This is a genomic window from Pedobacter steynii, assembly GCF_900103665.1.
GTDB classification, from domain to species: Bacteria; Bacteroidota; Bacteroidia; order Sphingobacteriales; family Sphingobacteriaceae; genus Pedobacter; species Pedobacter steynii.
Genome location: NZ_FNGY01000005.1, coordinates 353,064 through 373,350 on the forward strand (window position 1 = coordinate 353,064; position 20,287 = coordinate 373,350).

Genomic DNA, 20,287 nt, shown 5'->3' on the forward strand with positions numbered 1-20,287 from the left:
TTGGTATACGCCTTCCCGGACTTCTTATTTCCCTTTTCTGAAATCCGAAGGAGTTTTGCTGATGATCTTTTTGAAAATCTTATTGAAATAAGTCACATTATTAAATCCCGATTCAAAGCAGACCTGAGCAATGGTCTTGTCTTGCTGTAAAAAAAGACAAGCTTTTTGTATGCGGTATCGGTTTACGAATTCGGTAAAAGTAATGTGAGTTGTTTTCTTAAAATAATTGCAGAATGAAGGAACAGAGATGTTGACCAGCCCCGCTACGGTTTCAATGTCAATCTCTTCATGGTAGTAATGTTCTACATAAGTAAAGATCTTTTGCAGCCGGGACCGGTGTTTGCTCACCAGATCAGCGATAATTGCCTTCTCATTTAAAATATGATAATCTTCGCTGTTCCCTAAAATATGGAGCACTTGCAGAAAGCTCATTTTCCTTTCAAAAGGCAGCATATCTTTCATCTTTATCAGTATTTCTTTTACCTCTTCTTTAATGTTGTCATTAAATTTAATGCCATACTTTGACCGGTCTACCAATGCAGCGATGTGCTGCATTTCAGGGAAACCCGAAATCCATTGCTGCATCACTTCAGGTTTGATCTGAATAACAATCTCTTCATGTGGGTCCCTGGCATTCAAACCAAATCCGGAATGTGGTACATTGGAGCCAATTAGCACCAAGTCTCCATCTTCATACATACTGATGTGAGAACCCACATGTCGCGTTCCGCCGCCGGAAATCACACAGACCAGCTCGTATTCCGGATGGTAGTGATATTCCCAAACAAACTCATGAATTGGTTGGTTCTGATATAAAAACCGCATGGAAGAAGCTTCATCAGGTTTTACAATCTCAAAGTGAATTTTCATCCTTATTAAGCTAAGTTTATCAAATATGAGTAATTAAATATTAATATAGTTCAATAAATAATGAATAAAGGATAATTATTGCATTTATAAAAACTGGAATTTTATCATACCCAATGAGTTGCCTGCAACTGGTCGGAATTGCTAACCAAATCTATCTATCTTTTTAAAACGCGGTTTAATGGAATTCTTGAAAATTAAGATCTCGGTATTCATCAACTATTTGCTATTCGGCATTATGCTGAATAGTGTCGGTACGGTGATTCTGCAGGCACAACGCTATTACGGAGTTTCAGCTTCTTCTGCCGCTGTTCTGGAAGCTTTTAAAGACATCACGATTGCTGTAGTTTCTTTTATAGTCGCGTCATTTATTACCAGGATAGGCTATAAGAAATCAATGCAGATCGGTCTTGCTGCTGTTGCAATAGGTTGTTTTATCGTCCCTTCTATAAAAACATTTATCGCAGTCAAATTACTGTTTGCCATTACAGGTGCCAGTTTCGCTCTAATTAAGATTTCCGTATTTGGAACCATTGGCTTAATTACTAAAACTGAAAAGGCACACGTCAGTCTGATGAGCTTTGTTGAAAGCTTTTTTATGATTGGAATCTTATCCGGGTATTTCCTCTTCAGTTATTTTATTGATGATGCCGATGCGGCCTCTGGAAGATGGTTTTCAGTTTATTACCTGATTGGTGCTTTCTATCTGCTGGCCCTCTTGTTAGTGAGTATTTCGCCACTTGATGAATCGGCGGCGAAGCCTGAACCGGGAATGAAATTTAGGCAATCCTATACCGATATGCTCAAATTGCTGATGTTGCCATTGGTCGTTTCCTTTGTGATATGTGCATTTCTGTATGTTTTAATTGAACAGAGCATCATGAGCTGGCTACCTACCTTCAATAACAAAGTCCTGCATTTGCCTTCTTCGATCAGCGTACTGATGGCGGGCATTATGGCCAGTTCAACTGCAATCGGACGTTTCCTTGCCGGGGTTCTTTTGAAAAGAATCTCCTGGTATATCTGTCTTACCGTTTGTCTTTTCGCTGCTGCCGGGCTGGTTCTTATTGCGATTCCTCTGGCTTCCAACGCCGGTCCGTATGAGATCCGGACTTGGGCAGATGTTCCATTTGCTGCCTATATCTTTCCCTTGATCGGATTTTTTCTGGCACCTATTTACCCTGCCATTAATTCGGTTATCCTGGGGGCACTTCCGAAAAATCAGCATGGAACAATGTCTGGGCTGATCGTAGTTTTCTCTGCATTAGGCGGCTCTTTAGGCTCTCTGATCACGGGGTATATCTTTCAACATTATGGAGGTCAGACGGCTTTTTACTTCTCGCTGCTGCCGATCGCTACCCTCACAGTAGCCCTGTTCCTGTTTCAGAAAATGAAAACACGACACCTCATTGAACACACATTAAGTTAATCCATTATCCCTACCCATATTTATATGTCAAGTCACTTATTCTATATTGAAGATTTACAAGAATTATTTTCCGATGTTCAGACGCAAAGGATTTTTGCCGACCAGAAGGTTTTTCCCGACTGTTTGCCCAGATTTTCAGCACTTGAAATTCTACATAAATACCGTAAGCAGCAACATGAACCGGAGTTTGACTTGCTGAAATTTGTAAAGGAAAACTTCATATTGCCACCTATTGATGAATTAGGGAACACAGTACAGGAGGAAGATCCGGCAACCCATATTGAAAAATTATGGGATAAACTGACCAGAAAAACGGAAGCGGAATTCAGCTCTTTAATTCAACTTCCTCAGAAGTTTGTGGTACCTGGCGGACGTTTCAGGGAATTTTTTTACTGGGATAGCTATTTTACCATGTTAGGACTGCAAGTATCAGGCAGGACTGACCTGATAGAAAATATGGTGGATAATTTTGCCTACCTGATCACAGAATTTGGCTTTATTCCAAATGGAAACAGGAGTTATTTCCTCAGTCGCTCCCAACCCCCTTTCTTTTCTCTGATGCTGGATTTGCTCGCAGAGGAAAATGGCGAAGATTGCTACCTGAAATACCTGCCCCAGTTGAAAGCTGAATATGCTTTCTGGATGAATGGCAGCGACAAATTAAATCCTGGTGAACTGGCTTATGAACATAGTGTGAGATTACCAGATGGAGAATTGCTAAACCGCTTCTGGGATAAAGAAAATACCCCACGGCCGGAGGGATATTATGAAGATCTGGAAATCTTCAATCATACGACTACAGAAAAAACTGATCTATACCGGAATATCAGGGCCGCCTGTGCATCCGGATGGGATTTTTCAGGTCGTTGGTTTGCCGATGGGCAGCACATCAGCACTATAAAAACAACAGATCTGATTCCTGTGGATCTCAATAGCCTGCTATGGCATTTGGAATGTACTCTTGCCAAGTGTGCTGCTTTGGCAGGCAATGATATGGAGCTGGAATATTATCACAAAAAGGCAGATCAGCGTGCTTTTGCAATCAGGAAGTATTTATGGAATGAAGAGAAAGGAGGCTATTTTGATTTCGATTTTAAACAACGTGTAGCTTCCAAAGCATGGTCCATGGCAATGGCTTTCCCTTTGTTCTTTGGCCTTGCCAACGAAGCAGAAGCCGAAAAAGTAATTGGACATCTGCAAGTTGTTTTTTTAAAAAAAGGAGGCTTGCTTACTACCCCAAATATCACCGGACAGCAATGGGATGCGCCAAACGGATGGGCCCCTTTGCAATGGATCGGCTATAAAGCTGCACTCAATTATGGCGCGCCGAAGCTTGCCGGTAATATCGCAGGAAACTGGATGGCAACGGTAGAAAGGGTCTTCAAAACTACTGGAAAAATGATGGAAAAATACAACGTTGTGGACAGCTCTCTTGCTGCAGGAGGAGGAGAATACCCCAATCAGAATGGCTTCGGATGGACCAATGGGGTCTACTTAAAAATGAAAATGAATGAATAAAAATTAGTCATACAGTATAAAACGAGCCTAAAACCTAACCATTTAAAAACCAAATTATGAAAAGATATCTATTCTTTATTGTCGCCTGTTGCCTGTTGGGCAGTGCAAAAACAACTTATAGTAAAGTGCCGGTAAAACACCTGAAAGTCAGAGAATCAGTAACGGGTACTGTAGTAGATAAAAATGACCAGCCAATTGTCGGAGCTACGGTGGTCATCAAGGGAACTAAAACCGGAACCTCTACAGACCGGGACGGTAAGTTTGCCTTGAACCTTAGTCCTGATGCAAAAATTCTGATCGTTAGTGCCATTGGTTATAAGAGCATTGAACAATCAGTTTCTGCAGGCGGAACTTTGAAAATTACCCTCCTTGAAGATTTGATGGAGCTGAATGCGGTAGTCGTAACCGGTTCCGTAAACCCTTTAAAGAAAATTGAATCCAGTGTGGCTATTACCAGCTTTAGCAGCAAAACTATCCAGCAGTTTGCCCCTTCGAGTGCTGCTGATTTATTAAAACATGTCCCGGGTTTTGTGGTGGAAACTTCTGGAGGAGAGGTAGGAAATAACCTGTTTTCAAGAGGGATTCCATCTGCAGGAGCTTATGAATATGTTCAGATTCAGGAAGATGGAATGCCTGTTTTTGAAGATGGTGCCTTGCAATTTGCAAACGCCGATAACTGGCTGCGTGTTGATGAGACGATTTCTCGTATGGAGGCGCTTAGAGGTGGTTCTGGTTCTATCTTTGCCACCAATGCCCCTGGTGGAATTATCAATTTTATCACTAAAACAGGAAGCAATGATTTCTCGGGAACAGCCAAAATGACTACCGGAACTTCCGGGCTATTTCGTACAGACCTGAATGTAGGGGGCGCGCTGATACAAGACAAATTATTCTTTAATGTTGGTGGTTTTTACAGAACCGAGAATGGCGTACGTAATCCCGGATTTAAAGGAAATGACGGCGGACAGGTAAAGATGAACCTGAAATACAATCTGGATAAGGGCTTTATCAAATTGTCTTACAAAAAGCTTAATGACAGAAACTTATTCCTGTTACCGATTCCTTTAACTGATAGGAACAATCCCAAAGGAATTGAAGGGTTTAATGCGAATACCGGAACCTTAACTTCGAGGAATTTCAGTCAGCTGGATATTCCTCAATATGGTGGCGGTTCTTTTAAACGAAACCTCGAAGACGGAGTTCATCCCATTGTGGATGCAGTAGGCGCTGAATTTAAAACAGATTTAGGTGCTGGTTTTACTTTAAGCAATAATACCAGATATACTAAAATCAATTTGGAGTATACGGCCATCTTTCCTGGTGCTGAACCGCAGACTGCTGCTGATTTTGCCGCAGGATATCGCACTAACGGGGCTGCATTTCCTGTTTTAAATCCGGAATATACCAATGTAAATACCGGTGCGGTAATCAATCCCGGGCTGGTTGCTAAAGTTGGTTATTGGGCAATTGATAAACAAATGAAAAATTTTGCCAACAACCTGAGATTTGATTATAAAAATGATAAAGTGGCTTTATCCCTTGGTTATTATTATTCGAACTGGACCTCTAACCAGCAATGGAACTGGAGTAACCTATTGGTGTCAGTTTCTGACAACCCTCAATTGTTAAACCTGGTTGATAAATCCGTTCCTGAAGGAGGAAACAACCGATCCAGAACCTATAACGGAGTAACTGATATTTCCTGGCTAACCAGGCAGACACAAACGAAAGGGAATCTGAATGCTGTCTTTGGAAATGCGGAAATTAAAGCAACTGATCAGTTGACTTTCGATATTGGTTTGCGTTATGATATGGATCGTTATACCGGATACAAGAATAAGCCCAACGCTGTTTTACAAAATATGGACAACAGTACCGCTTCCAGTAATAATTTTGCAGGTACTACTGCTGATAATTCAATGACGGTCTTATCTGGTGCTTATCAGTATTGGAAATATGATGTGAACCGTTTATCAGGAAGTGCGGCGGCAAACTATAAGTTTGCAGATGATATGGCGGCTTATGTGCGTTACAGCAATGGTTTCCGCTCACCGATTGAGGAGGCCTATTTTGAGAACATGGATCAGCTGGATCAATTAAAGCCAACAGTGATCAATCAGTTTGAGCTGGGGTATAAATACCAGGCGAAACAGTTTGCTTTTTTTGCAAATGCTTTTTATATGGACCTTGCTGATCTGGCCTTTACAGATATCCTGTTAAACGGACAATCAGAAAATAAATTTGCGAAAGCGCGTAATTACGGAATGGAGCTGGAAGGACAGTTTACTGCCGGAAATTTCAGTTTAACCATAAACGCCACTTTACAAGATCCGAAATTTACTGACTTTTCCGGAGAAGGGGTGAATAACAATGGAAACAGGGTACGTAGAATTCCTAATTTTTATGGAACTATTCGTCCTGCTTATAACCTGACAAAAAACCTGGCCATCTATGCAGAAGTGAATCATTTTGGGAAGAAATACTCAGATAATGAAAATCTAAGCCTCCTGCCTGCTTTTGATGTGCTGAACGCGGGAGTATCCCTGAAAGTTAAGCGGATGCGTTTTGCATTAGATGCTTCAAATTTAACCAATACGATTGGGCTAACAGAAGGAAACCCAAGGGTAACCACAGCTCCGGGTACAATCTATTATGCCAGACCTATTCTGGGCAGATTTGCTAAACTCTCTGCGGCATTCGACTTCTAATAAAATATTGATTTAAAGATCAGGTCGCCCGGATGTTTTTTTCGGGCGGCCTTCATAAATAGAAATAGGTTACTTTTGAAGCTGGTCGATTCTCATCATAAAATCGGTATCTCCGGCAAGTTGAAGCCCCTTTTTTAAGTTTCCTGTTTTTATGTTGTAAAGCCAGATATAATTGCCTTCTTTGGTGGAATTGACCGAAATGTAGGCCATCTCTCCGGAAACGATTACACATGCCCTTCTTGTCCCCTTATCTAATGGAAGTTCCAGTTTCTTTATTACTTTCTGAGTGGCGAGGTCGATCAGATAAAACTCAAAATGAGCAGTGCTGTAATGGTCGCTTAGCCCTTTAAATAGATCTTTTCGTTCTGTTCTGATGATGGCCTGCTTTCCACCCAGATACCATATACCATAAGCATGGTTGTTGATAACAGTGCCGGAAATGTTGAAAAAGTAGTTTTTATCCAAAGCATTTTCTCCTGCATTGATCCGGAATATTCCTGTAGAAATATCAGCGCGGTTTCCTAATGCAATCCCCGGACAGGTCATAAAGTAATAATTGCCTTTTTCATCGTTGAAGGAGTATGGTTGCACCATGTTTGTTCCACCCGGATAGGTAGAACGTACATCTTTATCGATCCTGATCTTCGTCATCTGAGGATAATTGAATAAGGCCAGATAGGTGGTGTCGCTTGTCGTGTAATCGTAAGAACTCAGGCGTTGGTGGTAGGTATAGCCCACAAAAAGCTGCTTGTTTTTCAGTTCTGTAAATCCCGTTGATATGGAGGTATATTTTCCGAAAGGCAGGGGAATGGCAAGGTCACCGATAGTAAGTACCTTCATGTCGTCGGTTTTAATGATTGCGTATTTCACCTGACTAAAATCGGTCGTATTTAGGCCGGTTAGCAGGAGACTGTCCTTATTTAGCCAGTAGTAATTGTCGATGGCAAAATTTTCCAAAGGGGCAGTAGCAACCTCTTTCATGGTCTGCTCTGTTGCAGTGTATTTTATAAAAGAAGCTTTTTTTCTGTTTAACCGGTAGTAAAAACCATCCTTTGCAATGAGGTCACGGTCCATTTCTTTTTCATCGAGTTCAGCTCCGGTCTTTTCAGGATATATGATGCCACTATCCAAAGTATTGGTTTCCACGATATATTCTTTGGCATCCCTCCCCAGGATATAGATACTGTACTTTTTTTGTGTTGACGTAGCAGCATCTCCGGATGTATTCCGGCAGGAAAGCAAGCCACACAAAGCGAGAACTGAGCTCAGAAAAAGTATGTTTTTTTTTACAGAACTGGTCGTGGTTCCCGGGGTACTATGAGCAGGGCAGTATTTGACTAAAAGTTTGTTGCTGATTTTCATCATTGATTTCTGTCCTGCAAACTTATAGAAAAAAAAATGGCGTTTTCATACGCTTTATAAATCAGAGTGGTATAGCTGTGTTTTATGGTCCAGATCGATATCTTGACTGTTCTTTTGGATTAGTACCTGAGCCTGACCTTTTGATTTGAACATCTTTATCGCTTTGAAGCGGGCATTTTTTACATCTTCCAGAAATACAGCAGGTCTGTCGTCGGTTTTCTCATAATTGAAGCTACTGTTTTCCAATCTCAATCCCTTCGCATGACGTGCCCAAAGACCGTAGGCGGGGAGTGTTTTCAGGTTGGACACATTGTATTGTCCAAGCCCCAGTTCCGGTGGTGTCTGGCTGGCATCTTCAATTGGATTTCCTCCTTTATCGAGGATATGGATGTCTTTAAATACCACATCCTGAACATAGCCCGTATGCAACCCATTTGGCAGGCGGAAGTTTAATCCCCCTTCAACAGCAGCGGAATCCGGGAGCTGATATCCCGCGATAATCGAGGCTGATCTTTTTTGCGTACCATCATACGCTTTCCATCGGCTTCCGCTATAGGAGCTGCCCCCATAGACCTCAGAAATGTCTATGCCCTGTAGAATAATTTTTTCTACCCGGCCTATGTTTACATTTTTAACCAATAATTCCGTTCTTCTTTTTCCATTTTCCAGGAAGGAATATTTTCCTACTTCAGCACCTGTAATTCTTCCCCGGTTCGATATGGAAATGAAGAATGGGGCAGTGGTTCGGAACATTTTTGAGCGGGAGTGGATTCTTCCCGTATGCCCACAATTGAGGTGAATGTCGCTAACTACTGCCCCGTCATTAGTTGATATAGAGAATCCCGCTTTATTCGCGCCAAGGATATAGATATTGTCTATACAGACCTTACTGATGTCGTCGGCAGTTTCTGAACCGATCTGAAAGAGGTTACAATTGGTATCGCCTATGATGTTTCTCACCTTGTAATTTGTTGCCGGTCTGGTAAAACCAAGCGAACAATCCGAACCTATTTTTATAATGTCATCAGCGCTTACTCTGGAGTAAATATTGGTGGCCGTTACCTCATTACAACCCATGAAATCGTAGATGTCTCTGGCATTGGAAACCTGATTCTTTGCAAAATATGTATTGTGAACATGGATAGAATCCGTTCCGGTTGCCAACAGGGCAAAATGCCCAGCACGTTCAATCTTCAGCATATTGGACGTGTCAAATTGTTTGATTCCGGACTTTCCAAGATAATAAGGTTCATCTTTTTCAGGATCATACCACAGGTCTTCAGTCGTATTAATGCCGCCAATTTCCAGGTTACTACACAATTTAAAAGAAAACATTTTGTCTCCACGATGATCAGGTGGATTGTTCATCACTTTATCTCCTGTTACCAAATTACCATCTCCTGTAATGAGCCCTCTTCCTATGATTTTTACATTGTCCTGCCTTTCACCAAAAAACATGGCATTTCTAAAATAATGATGACCAACATCTTGTTTACTCAGGTAATTTTCAGGATCTTCATAGGGACCGGTATCTGTAGGAGAAAGTCCGGATCTGTATTTTTTATCACTAAACCAGGTGCTTTCCGGAGCATCGGTTCCTTTAATGGCCTTGATGACAGCGTCTTTGTCGACATACAGATAAACATTGCTTTTTAAATGAATGGTCCTTACCTGGTAAATCCCTTTACTAAAAAGAAGTGTTCCTCCGCCATTTTCAGCCAATGAATCTATAGCACGGTTGATCTGATCGGTATGGTCCTGCTGTTCATCAGCCATAATGCCAAATTCTCTGATATCGGTTTTTCCGGAATAAAATCTTGTTTCATTTGAGAATATCGGTTTTTTTCCGCTGCCGTTTTGAAGTCTAAAACGATATTGTTGGTTTGGCATTAACCCTGATATGTGGGCAGTGTTATTTTTAATGTTGACCACAGCAGGACTGAGCTTCCAGCTTCTCCCTTGATCCATTGACTGTAAGATCTTTGTTTTGCTGTGCTCAGCATTCGCACTCCACTTGAAATTAACCTGGGTATAGGTCTCCGGTCCTTCTTTATAATGTAAATTATGAAGCGGAATCCGCTGAAAATCAGAAATGAAATCAACCGCATGTAGTACTGCGATTTCCGTCCCGGGACTTTGCAATACCTTTGGTTTTGAAGTACTGTATATGGCTTTAAAAGAATAAGTGCCCGTTTTGCCGAGATTTACATTTCTAATGGTAATTTTAAGATCAGGACCATTTGCCGGACGCAGGTCCAGATGACTGAATGTAATTGTTTGCCCCTTTGCCGGACTTCCCTCAAGAACAACGGTTCCTACCCTGGAATAGGAATAATTTGTGCCTGTCTTGCCGATAGATTGATTGCCAAAATCCCTTAACATCACCTCGCCGCGGCCAATAACATTAACCGTTGTATTTTCCATGGTGAGCCTGATGCCCGTTGGAACTGTAATGCTTACCGTTGCATCAGGACTTCGCTGCCCAGCGGTAAAATAAAGACTGAGGTGTTGCGGTGTATGAACGGTCATTTTTTCTGTGCCCAACAACAGTTTGCCTGCGATGGCCTGTTCCTTAATTAAAATGTAATACACTTGCCGGGATTTCCTATTTGCGGAAATGACAGTTAACCGATCTCCGTTGATTAAAGGCCCTTCTTCTTTTTTTACATCGGTTGCATCAGTAATCTGATATTTCTGAACAGTGCCATCTGAGGATCTGATTTGTTCGAATAACCCGTTCATCCCAATATTGGTAGAAACCAGTCCCTGATCTTCGGGAGTATCCACAGTAAATGAATAAGTGCTGCCGCTAATCACAATGATGGTGTCCTTGTGAATTCCGGCAATATGACTTGCATTTTTTGTCGGCAGTATTCCTGTACCGGTTTGGTTGGACAGATGAATCTGCGCATTTGTCTGTATAAAAAAACAGAGAAAGATGACGATCAGCAGGAAGAAGAACCTATTCATTTTGTGGACGGAGTAATATTTAGTTAAAAATCGGTAATAAGTACTAAATTTTCTTAACTAAGTAATCAGCAATTCTGGCAACAAAGGGCATTATTATCCCTTCTAAAAAATAATTGAAAATAAATTCTATTAAATTAGTAGACTTTATTATATTTGCTCTCAGTAAGCTTAAAGAATATAATTCTCAGCCCGCCCGGGCTGATGCTTTAAAAAAAATTAGATGTTTGGTTAGATCTAAGTTTTGTTTGGTTAAAAGCCAGGTTGGATGACCTGGCTTTTTCATATAAAAGCTTAAATTACGGCACACAAATAAATAAACCTGTAAATGAGCAAGAAACTATTAAAACCCAACAATTTTTCTATGCATGAAGACTGGACTGTGGTCCTGCTTGGATCGCTTGTAATCTTAATTTCCATTTTATTTTTCCAGGTTCCCGTTCCTGTTTTTAAATGGGACAGTTCTACCGTCTTATTCGATAAAGTCCTGCAGTTTGATAACCTTAGGGCCATACTCGTTCAGTTCTTGTTTATCCTCTCTATTGGGAGTTTGGGTACTTTAGTTATGGGCAAGTCGGTCAGGAATTTTGTTCTTGGCTTTCCGGTAGTCTATGTACTCACCATCATTGCTTTAGTGATTGCCGGTAGTTCCACCATGAGGTCCTTCAATCTGGAAGCGGTGATTTTTAGTCTGATCATTGGTCTTGCTATCGGTAACTTTTTCAAATTGCCGGATTGGTTCCGCACGGCACTTTCTACAGAGCTTTTCGTAAAGATCGGACTGGTCTTACTGGGAACCACGGTCATCTTTGCCGATATCCTGAAAGCTGGTTCTCTTGGCTTGATCCAGGCATTGGTAGTCGTGCTTTCGGTTTGGTATTTCGCTTTCTGGTTGTGTAAAAAACTTAAAGTGGACGATGAACTGACCATGATGATCTCCAGTGCGGTTTCTATTTGCGGTGTTTCGGCAGCAATCGCTACCTCAGGTGCAATAAAAGGGGATTCAAAAAAGCTTTCCTATGTCATTTCGATGGTCTTGATCACCGCAATTCCAATGATGATCTTTATGCCATATATCGCCAATTATTTCTCTTTCCCACAGGCGGTAACCGGGGCCTGGCTTGGTGGAAGTATCGATACCAGCGGAGCAGTAGTGGCTTCAGGATCTATGGTAGGAGATGAAGCATTAAAAATTAGTACCATCGTTAAGTTTTCACAGAATGTGTTATTGGGGATTGCTGCTTTTGCCATCAGTATTTATTGGTCCTATACCAACCATACTGACGAAAGTGGAGAAAGAGTAAAACCTACATTGGGTGTCATCTGGGAACGCTTTCCTAAATTTGTATTGGGCTTTATCGGAGCCTCATTGCTGTTTTCTTTCTTCCTTTCAAAAGGGACTGTAGCTGATGTAAAAGACGGTTTGAAAAATTTACAGGGTGCCTGGTTTGCATTGGCATTTACCAGCATCGGACTGGAAACTAATTTCAAAGATCTTTTTAAGAACAACAGTAAAAAACCGCTTTATGCATTCCTGACCGCGCAGCTTTTCAATGTGATCATTACTTTGATTATCGCCTTCTTTTTATTCGGATAATTCATTCTTTTACTTAAAAACGCAGATCATGGCAGGTTACTTGCTGTTCTATTTGCATTATCAATAATTGTGATCCAAAGAAATGAGTAGTACCTCCAAAAAGAGTTTATTTAAGGCCATTAAAGGAAAGATCATCATCGCATTGCTACTGGCGTGTTTCGCCTTGCTGATGGCCTGGGGGGTGAGTAAGGTCGCTTTTAATGAGATGTTAAATACTGTTGAAAACATTTCTGCCCCGAGTGAACGCCTGAGAATGGTGAACCTGATTTCTCTTAAAATCAGCCGTTTGGATCAGATGCAAAAAAGACAGGCCTCGAACGATCCGAAGAACTATGGCAAGCTGTTTAAAGAATCCAGCCAATTGCGACTCGTGCTGGATTCCTTGTCGATGTTATATCCCCGGGATACGGTACAGCTTCACCGCATTGTAAGCATTCAAAAGCTTTTAAGTGAAAGAGATAACCAGTTTGTCAATTATCTGAAAGTAAGGGAAGGGCTGGTGAACAATAAATCGTTCTCCAAGCAGGTGAAAAATCTGAGCGATATGGTAAATAAAAGCGGGAATGACAGCACCATTCTTGCTTCACAACAGCAGAGTTCTACGACCACTATTTACTCAACGGAGGATAAAAACAGAGGCTTTTTCGGTCGGCTTTTTGGAAAAAAGAAAGAGAACAGTGAAGACAATAAGTCTTATAAAATCATCAACGAACAGAATGTAAAAGTAGATACGATTGCACTTTCAAACGAGGATAAAATTTCGAGAAGTCTGGAAGAGTCCCTCAGAACTATTGAAAAGGAGCAAAGGATGAAAAGTGCGAGGTTCCTGAATAAGGAGGCTGAACTGGCAAATGCGAACAACAGGTTAATCAACCAGATGCTGGATATCCTTAGAAAGGTAGAAAGTGAAGTTGTAACGCAGATAGAGCTCAACGGTATTCAGGCCAAACATGTAGTGAATACCGGGATCAATACCATCAGTATCATTATGCTCGTGTTTTTCCTGCTGATGTTACTATTGCTCTATTTTATTCTGACGGACATCACGCGAAGCAACAGGTATAAAAATGAACTGGAGCTTGCCAGAGATGAGGCCGAGTATCATGGACAGGCGAAACAACGCTTCCTTTCTAACATGAGCCATGAGATCCGGACACCACTGCAGTCCATTATCGGGTATGCAGAAGTGATCCGGCAGCAGGAGCATCCCAAGTCTAAAGATATTGATGCCATTTATCATTCTTCCGAGCATTTATTGCAGATCGTAAATGAGGTGCTGGACTATAACAGGATCATTTCCGGCAAGTTTACTTTCGCGGATAAGCCTTTTGACATTGTTAAACTTTTAGAGGAAGTCGTTTCTGTTATGCGGCCACAGGCAGAGCGGAAATCGCTTGGGTTGTTAACCGAAGTCGCGCTTCATGAAACAAAATACATTACGGGAGATCCCTTCCGGCTAAAACAAATCCTTTACAATTTATTGGGGAATGCCATCAAATTTACAAACGAAGGGGAAGTCGTCCTTTCGGTATTTTATAAAAGGCAGGCCGAACATCTCCATTTTACCTTTATGGTGAAGGATACCGGAATAGGTCTTTCTGAGGCGGCAACAGCTGTTATATTTAATGAGTTTGAACAGGTAAATGCGCCTGACAATGAAGTGCTAAACCAGGCAGGCGCAGGTCTGGGTCTAACGATCATTAAATCACTGGTAGAAAATCAGGGAGGTCGTATTTACGTAAAAAGCAAAGAGGGCGAGGGCAGTGTTTTCACGGTATACCTGACTTTTAAAATTGCAGAGGAACCGATAGCTGAAGCTTTACTGAGTGCAAAGGAAATTACATCCTGGAAGCCTTTTAGGGCATGGGTAGTAGATGATGATCCGCTCATCCTTGATCTTTGTGGCATTATCTTTCAGCGGAATGGCATTGCCTATAAAAGCTTTCATTCTCCATCTGAATTGTTAAAAGAAGAGGCAGCAGACGATTTGAAATATATCCTCGTGGACATGCGGATGCCTGAAATGAATGGGATTGCACTTTGCAAGCTGCTCAGGGAACGAATGGGCTCCGCCGTTAAGATATTTGCCATCACAGCACAAGTGCTCCCTGATGAACGCGAATTTCTTTTAAACAATGGCTTTGACGGATTGGTGATGAAGCCTTTCAGAGAAAATGAATTGCTGGGTGTCTTTTCGGAAGAAATCATCCTTTCTGCTGGCGCTGAGGATCAGCATAGAAAAGAGAAACAAAAAGAAGAAATAGAGGAAAAAGCGATCTCACTTGATCTTGGGCCGCTTCGGAAGATGACTTTCGATGATGAGGACCAATTGAAAAAGATCCTGGGTCGCTTTGTTTTGGATTCGGAAAGCGATATTCAGGAAAGCCAGGAAGCTTTGGAAAAGAAAGATGGAGAAACATTGCGGCTCGTTATCCACCGTCTTGCCGGTCGGATCGCCCAGATTGGTTCCCGGGAACTCGCTACTGAATTCCGGGAGATGGAAATCATTTTATCGGAATATCCTGTTCCTGACAAAGCAATAGGAATCCGCATACTGGCCTTGTCAGCACAACTAAAGCTGCTGATCGGCCAGATAAAAGAAATTTAGTTTTTTACTCTATTTCATAGCGTTCCATCTTACTGTATAGCGTCTTGCGATCGATATTCAGTAATTTGGCTGCCTTTGATTTGTTGTATTTAACCTTGACAAGGGTTTCTATAATCAGCATTTTCTCATTCACCTCATTGATGGCTTTAAGGTCCGTACCATTGGGTTTCGGAATCTGATTAATGGAGATGATCATTTCTTCCGGCAAAGAATCTACCTCTGCCGTTTCCGAAGGAGTCAGTAACACCATACGTTTAATTACATTCTTTAGCTCCCGCAAATTTCCCGGCCAGTCGTACTGCAGCAAAAGATCTTTCGCCTGTTGGGACAGGTTTTGCACATTACGCTGTAATTCTGTGTTGGAAAGTCTGATGAAGTGATTGATGAACAACTCGATGTCCTTACCTCTGTCTCTCAATGCAGGAAGCTGGATCTTGAATTCGTTTAAACGGTGGTAAAGGTCTTCCCGGAATGAGCCATTGGCCACACTTGATTTCAGGTCGTCGTTGGTGGCGGTAATGATTCTTACATCTACTTTTACTGTTTTAGTGCTTCCAAGTGGTTGGATTACCCGTTCCTGTAAAGCACGTAACATCTTTACCTGAACTTCATAGCTGAGGTTTCCAACTTCATCGAGAAACAAGGTACCTCCGTTGGCTGCTTCAAACTGACCTTTCTTGTCGTTCAAAGCTCCCGTAAAGGCCCCTTTGGCATGTCCGAATAATTCACTTGCCGCGAGGTCTTTTGACAATGCACCACAATCGATCGCTACAAATGGTTTGTCCTTACGCTTGCTCTGCATGTGGAGGGCTCTTGCAGCATATTCTTTTCCTGTTCCGCTTTCTCCCTGAATGATGACCGACATATCGGTAGGGGCAACGAGGTTGATGTGTTCGTATAGTTTATCAGCAATGCTGCTCTTCCCTTTGATGGCATCGGCATGTTCGATGGAAGTGCCGGAGCTGATGGTTTCTTTTTTACCCAGGGAATTGTTGATGATCATCAGCAATTCATCCGGATTTACAGGCTTGGTAATGTAATCGAAGGCTCCAAGCTGGATTGATTTTACCGCCGTTCTTACATCATTAAAGCTGGTCATGATAATGACTGGCTGGGTTAATCCTTTTCCGCGTATATGGGATAAAACGTCGAGACCTGTTCCGTCAGGTAAACGATAATCTACCAATAAAAGGTCAAAACTTTGCTGTTCTATTAGCTTTAGACTTTTCTTTACATCATTTACCGGACTGGGTTCATGACCATGTTTGGTCAGAAAACCTTCCAGTAGCTGCGAAAAAGTGAGGTCGTCTTCAATAATCAGTATTTTTGCCATAAGGATTTCGCTTGTAATAATAGCAAAAATACAAAAGCCGGAGGACATCCGGCTTTTGTGAAGTATATTAATTGATATTTATTGTGGGCTTACTCAATAACTGCACCTTCTTTAGATAATTTTAAAGAAGCAGTTTCTTCTCCTTTTTTAGCATCAACCTGATAATATTCAGACTTATCTGCTTTGGTCACTAAAAACGCAGCTGTTGGGATCCATTCTTTGTATTTATCAGATGCCAATGTTGTTTTGACTGCATCTGGAAGATCTTTCAATTCAACTGGAGTTTTAGTTACACTGTCTTGTTTTACCGTAACTATAGTTGAGTTTTTAAGGTCAGTTGCTTTTACTTGTGTTAACCCCACAAATGCTAAAAATGCTGCGGATAAGATGATCTTTTTCATAATTATATATTTTAAAAGTTTATTATTCTGTTTTAATTACGATCAGATAGGTTTCATAATGATGCCAAAACTGCTTTTTGTTGTTAAATCGCTTATATTCAGTGGTTTTTGTTCTTTTACTGGAAATCGACTGTTGCCTTATTCCACACTTTGTTGCGTAAAGAAACAGATCGTCAGGGAGAACAGGGTTATTGGTAAGGTAGTATTATAGTTGAGTTGTATCGTTCTGTCTGTTCTGGTCAAATGTGCTGCGATTCTTTGTAAGCTTTCTTCGACTCAGAACCGAACGAAACCTCGGGAAGAGTTGATTGGTACCACACTCAACCATAACACTACCACAGCAGTATCTCATGAATTTCCTGCAGTTTCAGCTATATATTACGCTATGAGAAAGTAATGTATTTTTCTTAACTTTGTCTTTATGCTATCTAAGAAGACTAAATACGCAATAAAGGCACTTGTTGCACTCGGAAAAAACGCTGGAAATCCTCCTATGCAGATCGTTAGATTGGCTGAACAGGAAATGATCCCCAGAAAGTTCTTAGAGCAGATCCTGTTGGACATGCGTAATGCAGGCTATCTATACAGTAAAAAAGGTGCAGGTGGCGGTTATAGCCTGAATAAAGAACCAGGTGATATTTACCTGGCGGATATTCTTCGCATTACAGACGGACCGATTGCTATGGTTCCATGTGCCAGTCTTAAATTTTACCGCAAATGCGATGAATGTCATGATGAAGTGACCTGTGGCATTAGAAAGACCTTTATCGATGTACGCGATGCAACACTTAAAGTCCTCGCTCAAACCTCTATCGCAGACGTTATTGCCCGTGAAACTGACGAAAGTATTGTCAATTAATCTTTAATTTCAAATAAAGTCTACTACTTCTATAGTCTTTTTGTATATTTGTATCTCTAAGACAAATATGTAATACCTTTAAACGTTAGGCTATGATTTTAAATAAGATAGAAAGTGGTGTAAAAGAAGCTAAAATTACATTGGTAGGAGCCGGTCCCGGCGATCCTGAGCTCATTAGCTTAAAAGGTGTTAAAGCAATTGCTTCGGCAGATGTGGTCTTATATGATGCGCAAGTGAATGAAGCGCTGCTCAATCATGCCCCTGAAAAGGCAATTAAAATATTTGTGGGTAGTAAATCTGACGATGAATCCTTTTCTCAGGATGCGGTAAACAAGCTGATGATCGATTATGCTTTAAATTATGGCCATGTGGTCAGGTTGAAAAGCGGTGATCCTTTTGTCTTTGCCCGTGGTTTCGAAGAGGTCGACTATGCAGAGTCCTATAGCATTCAAACCGAAATTATACCGGGTATTTCCAGCGCTTTAGGCGTTCCGGGTTTACATAAAATACCCATGACCTATAACACCCTGAGCGAGAGCTTTTGGGTATTGAGCGGAACAAATGCTGCGGGTGAGCTTTCTCCTGATTTGATGGTGGCCGCAAAATCAAAGGCAACAGTGGTTATTCTGATGGGAATTGAGAAGATAAGAGAAATCACCGCCATCTTCCAGGCAGAAGGTAAAAACAAACTTCCTGTAGCAGTTATTGAAAATGGCTCCTCGGTAAATGAACATATAAAAATAGGTGTGGTAGATACCATCGCTGAATTAATAGAGGACAACAAAATTTCCTCTCCTGCACTATTGGTTTTTGGAGATGTGGTTTCCCTGCACCCTTCATTTGCCAGGATCAAGGATTTTTACGAATTGATGTCCTTACAATAGGAATTATCTCATTTTGTTTTAAAAGCCGGATATTTGTATCCGGCTTTTTACGTTTATGGGGTAGCAATTGGTGATTGTCGCATATCCGGGATAAACACCTTGAGCTATTTATTAATTAACTTTGTTTAAAATATCAACTTATGAATAAAATAAAAGCAAATTTTTGCTATCGCGGGATTCTGGGTTTGTCTTTATTGGCGACCGTCCCTTTTTTGTCAATGGCACAAAAGCCAAACTGGCAAAACCTGGACCTTAAAGCAGATTCTACTTTCGGTATCAGTACAGAGAAAGCTTATAACGAATTGTTAAAAGGAAAAAAATCCAAATCTGTTATTGTAGCAGTGCTGGATGGTGGTGTCGATACCAATCATGAAGACCTGAAATCGATCATTTGGGCAAACAAAAAAGAAAAAGCAGGTAACGGAAAAGATGACGATAAAAACGGTTACATCGATGATATCCATGGATGGAATTTTTTGGGTTCTGCAAAAGGCTCAATCAATCACGAAACATTGGAGTTAACGCGGCTGGTACGCAGAGACAATGCTAAATTTGGCAATTCCGATGCGACTTCTGTAAAAGCAAATGACCTGGTTGCATTTGAAACCTATCAAAAGAATAAAGCAGAACTTGAAAAAGAAATGGCTGAAGCCAAAGATGGACTGATGCGTTATGGTTCTATCAAGACGGCGATAGATGATGTGGTAAAAAAAATAGGTAAAGAAAACCCTGTTGTTGCCGATTTCCAAAGCTTTGTACCTACAACTGATATGGAGAAAAATATCCAGAGAATTATGGTGCAGCAATTAAAGAACGCCACTTTCAAGGAGTTTTATGATGGTCAGGTTTTACCAGGATATGATCACTTCAAATCACAGGTAGAGTATAACCTGAATCTGGATTATGATCCAAGATCGATTGTTGGAGATGATCCTGAGAATACAAAAGAACGTTTTTATGGTAATAACGATGTGGCTGGTCCGGATGCACGTCATGGTTCTCACGTTTCGGGTATTATTGCAGCAGTAAGGACCAATGACCTGGGTATAAAAGGTGTTGCCGATAATGTAGAGATACTGGCAGTTCGCAATACGCCTAATGGTGATGAACGTGATAAAGATGTGGCAAATGCAATCCGCTATGCTGCTGATAATGGTGCTAAAGTGATCAATATGAGTTTCGGCAAATCCTTTTCATGGAATAAAACTATTGTAGATGAAGCCGTAAAATATGCAGTTTCTAAAGATGTTTTATTGATTCACGCTGCGGGAAATGACAACAAAGATCTGGAAGTAGAACAGAATTTCCCTAATCCTCAATATGCGGATGGTGGAGTTGCAGCTTCATGGATTACTGTAGGCGCGTCAGGCTGGGTAAATGATGGGTCCATCAAGGCTAACTTTTCAAATTACGGAAAAACTACGGTTGATGTATTTGCACCGGGTGTAAAGATCAATTCTACTATTCCAGGGTCTAAGTATGAGAATTTAGACGGAACGAGTATGGCTGCACCTGTGGTTGCAGGTTTAGCTGGGCTGATCCGTTCTTACTATCCTAAATTGACGGCGGTACAGGTAAAAGACATTATCCTTAAATCTGTGGTAAAAGTAGATCAGATGGTTAAAGTACAGCAGGGAGAAACGACAAAGGACATTCCTTTTTCAGACCTTTGCGTAACCGGAGGTATTGTAAACGCTTATAACGCATTAAAACTGGCTGCTGAATATAAGAAATAGTTATTCCTGCCTGTTAAA

General features: G+C 41.1%; 13 protein-coding genes. 8 read left to right on the forward strand and 5 right to left on the reverse strand.

Annotated features, from left to right (window positions below; translation table 11 throughout):
- Window positions 1-24 precede the first annotated feature (24 nt).
- Window positions 25-870 (reverse strand): AraC family transcriptional regulator, encoded by an 846-nt coding sequence (locus BLQ87_RS15930; RefSeq protein ID WP_074608564.1) that lies wholly within the window; start codon window positions 868-870, stop codon window positions 25-27.
- Window positions 871-1,048: 178 nt separating this feature from the next.
- On the opposite strand from BLQ87_RS15930, the gene BLQ87_RS15935 reads away from it, so the two are divergent.
- The 3 genes from BLQ87_RS15935 to BLQ87_RS15945 are packed head-to-tail and all read left to right on the forward strand — an operon-like array spanning window position 1,049 to window position 6,522.
- Window positions 1,049-2,296 (forward strand): MFS transporter, encoded by a 1,248-nt coding sequence (locus tag BLQ87_RS15935; RefSeq protein ID WP_074608566.1) that lies wholly within the window; start codon window positions 1,049-1,051, stop codon window positions 2,294-2,296.
- A gap of 24 nt (window positions 2,297-2,320) precedes the next feature.
- Complete coding sequence (treF, locus tag BLQ87_RS15940; RefSeq protein ID WP_074608568.1) at window positions 2,321-3,814, forward strand: alpha,alpha-trehalase TreF; 1,494 nt, start codon at window positions 2,321-2,323, stop codon at window positions 3,812-3,814.
- Window positions 3,815-3,870: 56 nt separating this feature from the next.
- The gene (locus BLQ87_RS15945) at window positions 3,871-6,522 is read left to right on the forward strand and encodes a TonB-dependent receptor (RefSeq protein ID WP_083361900.1); all 2,652 of its coding nucleotides are present in this window, start codon (window positions 3,871-3,873) and stop codon (window positions 6,520-6,522) included.
- Window positions 6,523-6,591: 69 nt separating this feature from the next.
- Here the strand turns inward: BLQ87_RS15945 and BLQ87_RS15950 are convergent, their stop codons facing one another.
- On the reverse strand, window positions 6,592-7,887 hold the full coding sequence (locus BLQ87_RS15950; protein WP_074608571.1) for a DUF4374 domain-containing protein: 1,296 nt from the start codon (window positions 7,885-7,887) through the stop codon (window positions 6,592-6,594).
- Window positions 7,888-7,938: 51 nt separating this feature from the next.
- Window positions 7,939-10,854, reverse strand: coding sequence for an endopygalactorunase (locus BLQ87_RS15955; RefSeq protein ID WP_074608573.1), 2,916 nt, complete (start codon window positions 10,852-10,854; stop codon window positions 7,939-7,941).
- A gap of 325 nt (window positions 10,855-11,179) precedes the next feature.
- Here BLQ87_RS15955 and BLQ87_RS15960 point away from each other — a divergent pair, with 325 nt between their 5' ends.
- A complete protein-coding gene (locus BLQ87_RS15960) occupies window positions 11,180-12,448 on the forward strand; it encodes a YeiH family protein (protein ID WP_074608575.1) in 1,269 nt (422 codons plus the stop codon).
- 82 nt (window positions 12,449-12,530) lie between these two features.
- A complete protein-coding gene (locus tag BLQ87_RS15965; protein ID WP_074608577.1) occupies window positions 12,531-15,056 on the forward strand; it encodes an ATP-binding protein in 2,526 nt (841 codons plus the stop codon).
- Window positions 15,057-15,060: 4 nt separating this feature from the next.
- Here BLQ87_RS15965 and BLQ87_RS15970 read toward each other — a convergent pair whose 3' ends face one another.
- Window positions 15,061-16,389 (reverse strand): sigma-54-dependent transcriptional regulator, encoded by a 1,329-nt coding sequence (locus BLQ87_RS15970; RefSeq protein ID WP_074608580.1) that lies wholly within the window; start codon window positions 16,387-16,389, stop codon window positions 15,061-15,063.
- An 89-nt stretch (window positions 16,390-16,478) separates the two neighbouring features.
- Complete coding sequence (locus BLQ87_RS15975) at window positions 16,479-16,790, reverse strand: hypothetical protein (RefSeq protein WP_074608583.1); 312 nt, start codon at window positions 16,788-16,790, stop codon at window positions 16,479-16,481.
- Between the two features lie 421 nt (window positions 16,791-17,211).
- On the opposite strand from BLQ87_RS15975, the gene BLQ87_RS15980 reads away from it, so the two are divergent.
- The 3 genes from BLQ87_RS15980 (at window position 17,212) to BLQ87_RS15990 (ending at window position 20,269) form a co-directional block, all read left to right on the forward strand.
- Complete coding sequence (locus tag BLQ87_RS15980) at window positions 17,212-17,649, forward strand: RrF2 family transcriptional regulator (protein ID WP_074608586.1); 438 nt, start codon at window positions 17,212-17,214, stop codon at window positions 17,647-17,649.
- 92 nt (window positions 17,650-17,741) lie between these two features.
- Window positions 17,742-18,533 (forward strand): uroporphyrinogen-III C-methyltransferase, encoded by a 792-nt coding sequence (gene cobA, locus BLQ87_RS15985; protein WP_074608589.1) that lies wholly within the window; start codon window positions 17,742-17,744, stop codon window positions 18,531-18,533.
- Window positions 18,534-18,673: 140 nt separating this feature from the next.
- Window positions 18,674-20,269: a S8 family peptidase gene (locus tag BLQ87_RS15990; protein ID WP_074608591.1), complete on the forward strand. Its 1,596-nt coding sequence runs from the start codon at window positions 18,674-18,676 to the stop codon at window positions 20,267-20,269.
- The last annotated feature ends 18 nt before the right edge of the window (window positions 20,270-20,287 follow it).